4 protein-coding genes are annotated in these 9,510 nt (G+C 72.1%); 2 read left to right on the forward strand and 2 right to left on the reverse strand.

What is annotated here, in order from left to right; translation table 11 throughout:
- Positions 1-47: 47 nt before the first annotated feature.
- Positions 48-4,556: a HAMP domain-containing protein gene (locus ACGF0D_RS40810; RefSeq protein WP_392883743.1), complete on the reverse strand. Its 4,509-nt coding sequence runs from the start codon at positions 4,554-4,556 to the stop codon at positions 48-50.
- Positions 4,557-5,128: 572 nt separating this feature from the next.
- Between ACGF0D_RS40810 and ACGF0D_RS40815 the strand changes: the two genes are divergently transcribed.
- Positions 5,129-7,690 carry a SpoIIE family protein phosphatase gene (locus ACGF0D_RS40815; protein ID WP_392925261.1) on the forward strand — a complete coding sequence of 854 codons (2,562 nt, stop codon included), beginning with the start codon at positions 5,129-5,131 and terminating at the stop codon, positions 7,688-7,690.
- 306 nt (positions 7,691-7,996) lie between these two features.
- Complete coding sequence (locus ACGF0D_RS40820; protein ID WP_392925263.1) at positions 7,997-8,560, forward strand: GPR1/FUN34/YaaH family transporter; 564 nt, start codon at positions 7,997-7,999, stop codon at positions 8,558-8,560.
- Here ACGF0D_RS40820 and ACGF0D_RS40825 read toward each other — a convergent pair.
- Positions 8,553-9,398 (reverse strand): phosphatase PAP2 family protein, encoded by an 846-nt coding sequence (locus ACGF0D_RS40825; RefSeq protein WP_392925264.1) that lies wholly within the window; start codon positions 9,396-9,398, stop codon positions 8,553-8,555. The genes ACGF0D_RS40820 and ACGF0D_RS40825 overlap by 8 nt on opposite strands.
- Positions 9,399-9,510: the final 112 nt, after the last annotated feature.

Below are 9,510 nucleotides of genomic sequence, written 5' to 3' on the forward strand. Positions count from 1 at the left end.
GGAGTGAACCCCGGGGCCCGGCCCGGGGTTCACTCCTCCCTTCGCGATCACGCGCGGTTCCCGCTCAACCACTCGTGCATGACCGACAGCAGGTGGTCGGTCTCCACCGGCTTGGTGATGTGGTCGGTGGCGCCCGCCTGCAGCGACTTCTCCCGGTCGCCCTTCATCGCCTTGGCGGTCAGCGCGATGATCGGCAGGCCGGCGAACTGGGGCATCCGGCGGATCGCCTCGGTGGTCGCGTAGCCGTCCATCTCCGGCATCATGATGTCCATCAGGACCAGCGCCACGCTCTCGTGCTGTTCCAGCATCTCGATGCCCTCGCGGCCGTTCTCCGCGTACAGGACGGTCAGGCCGTGCTGCTCCAGCACGCTGGTGAGGGCGAACACGTTGCGGACGTCGTCGTCCACGATCAGCACCTGCTGGCCGTCGAAGCGGCGGCCCCCGTCGACCGGACGGGGTGGGGCGGGCTCCATCGTCCGCGGTCCGGCGGCGCTCTCCAGGGCGGCGCTGCGGCGGCGCTCCAGCGCGCCCCGGCGGCGTTCCTCGGCCAGCTCGCGGACCTCCTGGGCCCAGTGGTCGGCCGGGTTCTCGCCGACCGGCACCGGCAGGCCCACCGGGGTCACCCCGACCGAGGCACGCGGCGTCAGGCCGTTCGGCGCGCCCTGGCGCGGCTCGCCGACGGTCTCCGGGGCCTCGGTGCGCAGCGGCAGGTAGAGCGTGAACGTGGAGCCCTTGCCCAGCTCGCTCTCGGCGTGGATCTCGCCGCCGAGCAGCCGGGCGATCTCGCGGCTGATGGACAGGCCGAGGCCGGTGCCGCCGTACTTGCGGCTGGTGGTGCCGTCGGCCTGCTTGAAGGCCTCGAAGATCTCCCGCAGCTTGTTGCCGGGGATGCCGATGCCGGTGTCGGAGACCGCGAAGGCGATCAGATCGTCGTCCGGGCCCTTGATCGAGCCGGACTCCAGCAGCCGCTCGCGCACGTGCTGCGGGACCTCCGCGCCCGCCGGGCGGATCGAGAAGTCGACGGCTCCGGAGTCGGTGAACTTCACCGCGTTGGAGATCAGGTTGCGCAGCACCTGCTGGAGCCGCTGCTCGTCGGTGTGCAGGGTGACCGGCAGGGCGGGCGAGACCCGGACGGCGAAGTCCAGGTTCTTGTCCAGCGCGACCGGCTGGAAGGTCGCCTCGACGTAGTCGACCAGCTGGACCAGGGCGATCCGGGCCGGGCGGACGTCCATCTTGCCGGCCTCGACCTTGGACAGGTCGAGGATGTCGTTGATCAGCTGGAGCAGGTCGGAGCCCGCGCCGTGGATGGTGTCGGCGAACTCGACCTGCTTGGGCGAGAGGTTGCCCTCGTTGTTGTCGGAGAGCAGCTTGGCCAGGATCAGCAGCGAGTTGAGCGGGGTGCGCAGCTCGTGCGACATGTTGGCGAGGAACTCGCTCTTGTACCGGGAGGCCAGGGCGAGCTGCTCGGCCCGCTCCTCCAGGACCTGCCGGGCCTCCTCGATCTCGCCGTTCTTGATCTCGATGTCGCGGTTCTGCTGGGCGAGTTGCTCGGCCTTCTCCTGCAACTCCTCGTTGGTGCGCTCCAGTTCCTCCTGGCGGGCCTCCAACTCGGCGGACCGCATCGAGAGTTCGGCGGTCAGCCGCTGGGACTCCAACAGCAGGCCCTCGGTCTTGGTGTTGACGCTGATGGTGTTGACGGTGACGCCGATCAGGTCGGCGATCTGGTTCAGGAAGTCCAGCGCGACGGTGGTGAAGGAACTGAAGGTGGCCAGCTCGATCACGCCCAGCAGCCGGCCCTCGAACTGCACCGGAAGCACCACGATGTGGGCCGGGGAGGCCTCGCCGAGCCCGGAGGCGATCTTCAGGTACCCGGGCGGCGCCTCCTTGAGGATGATCGCCCGCTTCTCCACCGCGGCCTGGCCGATCAGCGACTCGCCGGGCCGGAAGGTGGTCGGCATCGCCCGCCGCTGGTAGCCGTAGCTGCCGATCAGGCGCAGCACGGTGTCGTTCTCGTCGTCGTCCTCGGTGATCAGCTCGGCGGTGCGGCCGGCCGGCTGGGCGAGGAAGAAGGCGCCGTGCTGGGCGGAGACCACCGGGGTCAGCTCGGTCATGATCAGCGAGGCGACCGCCTCCAGGTCCCGGCGGCCCTGGAGCAGGCCGGAGATCCGGGCCAGGTTGGTCTTGAGCCAGTCCTGCTCCTGGTTGGTGCGGGTGGTCTCGCGCAGGTTGGCGATCATCTGGTTGATGTTGTCCTTGAGCTCGTCGAGCTCGCCCGCGGCGTCCACGTCGATCCGCAGGCTCAGGTCGCCCCTGGTGACCGCGGTGGCGACCTGGGCGATCGCGCGCACCTGCCGGGTCAGGTTGTTGGCCAGCTCGTTCACCGACTCGGTGAGGTCCTGCCAGGTGCCGTCCACGCCGGGCACCCGGGCCTGGCCGCCGAGCCGTCCGTCGGTGCCCACCTCGCGGGCGACCCGGGTGACCTCGTCCGCGAAGGCCGAGAGCTGGTCGACCATGGTGTTGATGTTCGTCTTGAGCTGGAGGATCTCGCCACGCGCGTCGACGTCGATCTTCTGCGAGAGGTCGCCGCGGGCCACCGCGGTGATCACCAGCGCGATGTTCCGCACCTGACCGGTGAGGTTGTTGGCCATCTGGTTGACGTTGTCGGTCAGGTCCTTCCAGATCCCGGCCACGCCCGGCACGCTCGCCTGGCCGCCCAGAGTGCCGTCGGTGCCGACCTCGCGGGCCACCCTGGTGACCTCCACCGCGAAGGAGGACAGCTGGTCGACCATGGTGTTGAGGGTCGCGGCGAGCGCCGCCACCTCGCCCTGCGCGTCGACGGCGATCTTCTTGGAGAGGTCGCCGCGCGCCACCGCACCGGCGACCTCGGCGATGTTGCGCACCTGTCCGGTCAGGTTCGACGCCATGAAGTTGACGTTGTCGGTCAGGTCCTTCCAGATGCCCGACACCCCGCGCACCCGGGCCTGGCCGCCCAGGATGCCCTCGGTGCCCACCTCGCGGGCGACCCTGGTCACCTCGTCGGCGAACGCCGACAGCTGGTCCACCATCGTGTTGACGGTGGTCACCAGCTCCAGGATCTCGCCCCGGGCGTCGACGGTGATCTTCTTGGAGACGTCGCCGCGGGCCACCGCGGTGGTCACCTCGGCGATGTTCCGGACCTGGCTGGTCAGGTTGTTGGCCATCAGGTTGACGGAGTTGGTCAGGTCCTTCCAGATCCCGGCCACGCCGGGCACGCTGGCCTGGCCGCCGAGGATGCCCTCGGTGCCGACGTCCCGGGCGACCCGGGTGACCTCGTCCGCGAAGGCGCCCAGCTGGTCCACCATCGTGTTGATGGTGTTCTTCAGCTCCAGGATCTCCCCGCGCGCGTCCACCTGGATCTTCTGCGACAGGTCGCCCTTGGCGACCGCGGTCGTCACCTGGGCGATGTTGCGCACCTGATCGGTGAGGTTGTTCGCCATGAAGTTGACGTTGTCGGTCAGGTCCCGCCAGACCCCGGCCGCCCAGGGCACCTGCGCCTGACCGCCGAGCCGTCCCTCGGTGCCCACCTGGCGGGCCACCCTGGTCACCTGCTCGGCGAAGCCGGAGAGCTGGTCGACCATCGTGTTGACGGTGTTCTTCAGCTCCAGCATCTCGCCGCGCGCGTCGACCTCGATCTTCTGCGAGAGGTCCCCGCGCGCCACCGCCGTGGTCACCTGGGCGATGTTGCGCACCTGGCCGGTCAGGTTGTCGGCCATGAAGTTCACCGAGTCGGTCAGGTCCCGCCAGACCCCGGCCACGCCCGGCACCTGGGCCTGACCGCCGAGCCGGCCCTCCGTCCCCACGTCCCTGGCCACCGCGGTGACCTGGGCGGCGAATCCGTTCAGCTGGTCCACCATCGTGTTGACGGTGTTCTTCAGCTCCAGCATCTCGCCGGCCACCTCGACGGTGACCTTGCGGGAGAGGTCGCCCTTGGCCACCGCCGTGGTCACCTGGGCGATGTTGCGCACCTGGGCGGTCAGCCGGCCCGCCATGGTGTTGACCGAGTCCGCCAGGTCCTTCCAACTGCCGGACACGCTGCGGACCTTGGCCTGGCCGCCGAGCTTGCCCTCGGTGCCGACCTCGCGGGCCACCCGGGTCACCTCGTCGGTGAACTCGGAGAGCTGGTCCACCAGCCCGTTGACGGTCCGCCCGATCTTCAGGTACTCGCCGCGCAGCGGGTGGCTCACCCCGTTGCTGTGCAGCGAGCGCAGCTCCATCTTCTGGTCCAGGTCGCCCTCGGCGATCGAGGTGAGCACCCGGCCCACCTCGGCCATCGGACGGGCCAGGTCGTCGATCAGCGCGTTGCAGTTGTCGACCGCCGCCATCCAGGCGCCCTCGCCCGCGCCGGTCTCCAGCCGCTCGTTCAGCCGGCCCTCGCGGCCCACCGCCCGCCGCACCCGCGCCAGTTCACCGGTCAGGTGCTGGTTGCGCTCGGCGACCTCGTTGAACACCGCCGCGATCTCGGCCAGCGGCCCGTCCCCCGGGACGGTCAGCCGGCGGCGGAAGTTGCCGTCCCGCATCGCGGTCAGCGCCGACAGCAGCTTGCGCAGCTCGGCGGGCTCCGCGCCACGGTTGTGGCTCGCCCGACGGCCGGCCGCGTTCCGCGGCACGGCCCCGGGGCGCCCACCGCGCGAGGCGGGCGGCGTCGTTCCGGTTGCGTCCTTGGTGGCCGAACTCAACGGGCCCCTCCCACATCGTGAACTGTCCGGTGACCGACCGTGCCGGTGCGGCACGCACCCGGGCACCGACCCGGCTGGGCTGCGTACCGGCGGCCCTCGACGCGCCGGCACCCACACGACCGTACTGCTCGCACCGGCCGTCGCGGACCCCCCAGTCTGGCAGCACTGGCACCGGGTGCACGGCCGGTTGCGCTCGGTTGGTACCGCACCGTCCGAAACAGGGTGGGCAGAATCACCCTCTGGTGCCTGTTTCGACTCCCCGCCCCCACGGGGAACCAAGCGGAAAGTAGGGTGGAGCGCTGCACCGGGCCACGACCCGACCCAGCGCCGCCGATCACCCCGACGGCGCGCACGGGGATTCGGCGCCGCACCCCGGACAGCCAGGGCAAGAGCAGCAGAGGAGAAGTGGCAACGTGGTCACCGCGCGCGCAGCCGCCACCTTCGACCCCGACGGCCGGTCCGCGGCCGCCGCGCGGGGCTTCGTCCGGGACGCGCTGCTCGGCTGGGGCCTGCCCGAGGTCGTCGACGACGCGGTCGTGCTGGTCAGCGAGCTCGTCACCAACGCCGTCGTGCACGCCGGCACCGCCGCGGAGGTCTGCTGCCTGCGCGAGGAGGAGAGCGTCCGGATCGAGGTCACCGACCACCACCCCGAGCGCGGCCTGCCCTCGCTCGGCGACGGTCCGGTCACCGACTCCGACCGCTACGCCGACCCGGACGGCGAGGGCGGCCGCGGCCTGCTGATGTGCTCCGCCCTCGCCGAACGGTGGGGCGTCGAGTACGCGGCCGGCCGCAAGACCGTCTGGTTCCGCCTCACCCTGCCCGCACACGTGCTCGGCACCCGCTACGCCGTTCCCGCCACCCCCGGCAGCGACCTGCCCAGCGGCCCGGGACCGGTGCACGTCGCCGTCGTCCAACTCGACGACGACGGCCGGGTGCTGGCCTGGAACCCGGACGCCGAGGCGCTCTTCCAGTACCCCGCCGCCGCCGTCCTCGGCCTCCCCTGGGCCGACCTCGCGGTCTGGCCGCAGCCCGCGGCCCGCGGCCTGGGCCTGACCGACACCCTGCGGATGGCCCGCTGGGAGGGCGGCTACGGCATCCGCCGCCAGGACGGCCGCGAGGTCGAGGTGTACGGCGTCCAGGTCCGGCTGCGCGACACCGAGGGCGTCCCCTCCACGCTCTGTCTGCTCGTCCTCGAACCCGACAGAGCCGTGCTGCGCTCCCCCGCCCGCGCCCTGCCCGGCGAGCGCCCCGAGCAGGCCGGCCCCCGGCTCGACCTGCTGGCCGGTCCGGTCGCCACCGACGACCTCGACACCCTGCTCCAGCGCACCGTCGAACGCGCCCGCGACCTGCTCGACGGCGACGCCGCGTACCTGCTGCTCACCACCGACGACGAGGCCGAGTTCGAGGTCCGCGCCGCCACCGGCCTCACCACCGGACACCGCCGGCACGCCCGCTTCCCGGTCGGGACCGGCAACCGCTACGACTCCGCCCGACTGCCCTCCGTCCACGAGGACCTCTCCGCCCGGCCCACCGGCCTGCCGCTGCTCTCCGACAGCGGCATGCGCTCCCTGATCACCGTCCCGCTCAAGGTCGAGGGCCGGCTGATCGGCTCGCTCGGCATCGCCGCCGCCCTGCCGGGCCGCTACGACAACGAGGACGCGCTGCGCCTCCAGTTCGCCGCCGACCGGGTCGCCCTCGCCGTCGAGAGCACCCGGCTGACCGAGCTCGAACGGCTCCGCCGCGGCTCGCTCTCCTTCCTGGTCGAGGCCTCCGACCTGCTGGCCGGCACCCTCGAACACGAGCAGACCCTCGCCCTGATGGCCCAGATGGCCGTCCCCACCCTCGCCTCCTGGTGCGCCGTCTACACCACCGCCGACCACTCCTCCCCGGCCCGGCTCGCCTTCGTCCTGCACGAGGACGAGGACCGCATCGACCCGCTGCGCGACCTGCTCGACAAGACCCCCGTCCCGGAGACCGGCCCCACCCACGGCGTCCGGTTCTGGACGGCCCCCGCCGACACCGCCGAGGCCGGCGGCCTCACCGACGGCCCGGAACTCGCCGGCCTGCTCGGCGAGACCGTCGTCCTCGCGCTGACCGCCCGCAACCGCGTGATCGGCCTGCTGGCGCTCGGCGTCCCGGCCGGCGTCCGGTTCCGCCAGGAGATCCTCGAACTCGCCGAGGACCTCTCCCGCCGGGCCGCCCTCGCCCTGGACAACTCGCGCCTCTACTCCGAGCGCACCGCCACCAGCCAGGCCCTCCAGCGCAGCCTGCTCCCGCCGGACCTGCCGGAGATCCCCGGCGTCGAGGTGGACGTCTACTACCAGGCGGCCGGCGAGGGCAACGAGGTCGGCGGCGACTTCTACGACCTGTTCACCATCCGCGAGGGCACCTACGGCTTCGCCATCGGCGACGTCTGCGGCACCGGCCCCGAGGCCGCCTCGGTCACCGGCCTGGCCCGGCACTCGCTGCGGCTGCTCGCCCGCGAGGGCCTTGACGCCCCGCAGGTGCTGCGCCGCCTCAACGCGGCCATCCTGGACGAGGGCGCGCGCAGCCGCTTCCTCACCCTGCTCTACGGCGAGCTGACGCCCCGCCCGGACGGCAGCACCGAACTCTCCCTGGTCTGCGCCGGCCACCCGCTGCCGCTGCGGCTGCGCACCGACGGCCAGGTCGACCGCGCCGCCACCCCGCAGCCGCTGCTCGGCGTCATGGACGACCTCGACCTCACCGCCGAACACCTGGTGCTCGCCCCCGGCGAGGTCCTGCTCTGCGTCACCGACGGGGTCACCGAACGCCGCGAGGGCCGCCGGATGCTGGGCGACGACGGCCTCGCCGAGGTGCTCACCGGCTGCACCGGCCTGACCGCCGGCGCGGTCGCGGCACGGGTGCAGCGCGCGGTCGAGCGCTTCGCCCCGGAGCCGCCGTCGGACGACATGGCGATCCTGACCCTGCGGGTGCCCACCCAGCGCAAGGCGTGAGGCCCCCGCGGCTCATGCCGTACTGACGCAGTCACAAATTGTTATATTCACAATGGTACAAGCAGGCCGGGTCGGGTAGACCGATCTCACCGGGAATTCCCCCGGCCGGGGACGCGACCAGCGGGCTCTCCGCAGGCCCGGCACGTCCGACGGCCCCTCACCTCCGACCGCGGCCCGCGCACGCTCACCGCCGTGCGCCCTCGGCGCGGTCGCGCGCATCCGCTCATCTCCACCCGCCTCCACTCCTCCTGACGACACCACGGCGTCACCGCGCCCTGCGCGCGCCCAGAGTGAAAGGAGCCTCCGGTGAGCAACGACGCTACCGGGGCAACGAACGCCCGATCCACCGGCGCCGACGCGGGTAACCTCGGCTACCTCGCGCTCGGCCTGACACTGCTCGCCTACGGCCTGCTCTCCACCGGCGTCCTGCACGGCGCCGGCGTCGGGAGCGCGGCCCACCTCGCCCATCTGCTCGGCGGCGTCACCCTCTTCATCGCGGGCCTCTGGCAGCTCCGCGGCGGCGAGGGCTTCACCGGAACCGCCTTCACCAGCCTCGGCGCCTTCTGGGCGACCTGGTCCGCGGCCGGCGGGGCCGGCAAGAACGCCGCCGGCCTCTTCCTGCTGCTCTGGGCCCTGCTCGCCCTCACCCTCACCGCCGCGAGCTGGGGCGCGGGCCTGCTCAGCCGCGTCGTCTACGGCCTGCTGACGGTCTCCCTGCTGCTCTCCGCCATCGCCACCTTCGGCGGCTACGGCGGGCTGGGCAAGGCCGCCGGCTGGATCGCGGCCGTCTCCGGGCTCGCCGCCTGGTACTGGGCCACCTCCGCGCTGAGCAACGGCGCCTGGGGGAAGGTCGCCCTGCCGCTCAGGTGACCTGCTCCAGCCGCTCCTCGGCGGTGCCGCGGGGCCGGACCTCCGCCCCGGCGGAGACCCGGCCCCGTCGGCGTGCCGCCAACGCCAGCACGGAGTAGGCGAGGAGCAGGATCGCCACGGCCACGATGCCGTCCGACCAGAAGTGGTTGGCCGTCACCACGACTACCGCCACCGTCAGCACCGGATGCAGCACCATCACCCATCGCAGTGAACTGCCTGACACCCGGATCACCGCGACCGCCGCCAGCACGCACCAGGCGACGTGCACCGAGGGCATCGCCGACAGCTGGTCGGCCACCACCACACCGCCGACCGCGCCGCCGTACACCGACTGCCCGTACTGGGCGGCCACGTCGACGAAGCCGCTCTCCGGCAGCATCCGCGGCGGCGCCACCGGGATGAACTGCACCAGCAGACAGACCGCGGTCGTGATCACCACCGTGTTGCGCACCCACGCGTAGCGCTCGCGGTGCCGCACGAACACCCAGAGCAGGACGGCGAGCATCACGGCGAAGTGCATGACCGCGTAGTAGTAGTTCGCCAGCCTCACCAGCACCGGGTAGGGCGTGACCGCCTTCTGCCAGGAGGCCTCGTCCGGCAGCCCGATCACCTGCTCGGTGTGGTGGATCCAGCTCGCACGGTCCAGCGCGTGGTCCGTACTCATCACCGACAGGTGCCCGACCAGCTGCCAGAGCGCGAACAGTGCCAACAGCGTGCCGGCCTCCCGCAGCAGCGCGGACAGCGCCGGCTTCCGTCCCTTCGCCGCGGCGTACGCGCCCGCGTGGAGACCGACGGCGGCGGCCCCGGCGGACTGCCAGGTCAGGGTCAGGTTCTGCATTGGCAGAGGGTAACGCAAAAAGCCCCTGATCCGAATGGATCAGGGGCTTTTCAGAAGAATTGTTCGGCGGCGTCCTACTCTCCCACAGGGTCCCCCCTGCAGTACCATCGGC

Source organism: Kitasatospora sp. NPDC048298, from assembly GCF_043201465.1.
In the GTDB taxonomy this organism is placed as follows: Bacteria; Actinomycetota; Actinomycetes; order Streptomycetales; family Streptomycetaceae; genus Kitasatospora.

Bases quoted from the DNA above. Each gene is read 5' to 3' on its own strand.
- ACGF0D_RS40810 (WP_392883743.1), bottom strand. From the start codon at position 4,556: ATGCGGGACGGCAACTTCCGCCGCCGGCTGACCGTCCCGGGGGACGGG.
- ACGF0D_RS40825 (WP_392925264.1), bottom strand. From the start codon at position 9,398: ATGCAGAACCTGACCCTGACCTGGCAGTCCGCCGGGGCCGCCGCCGTC.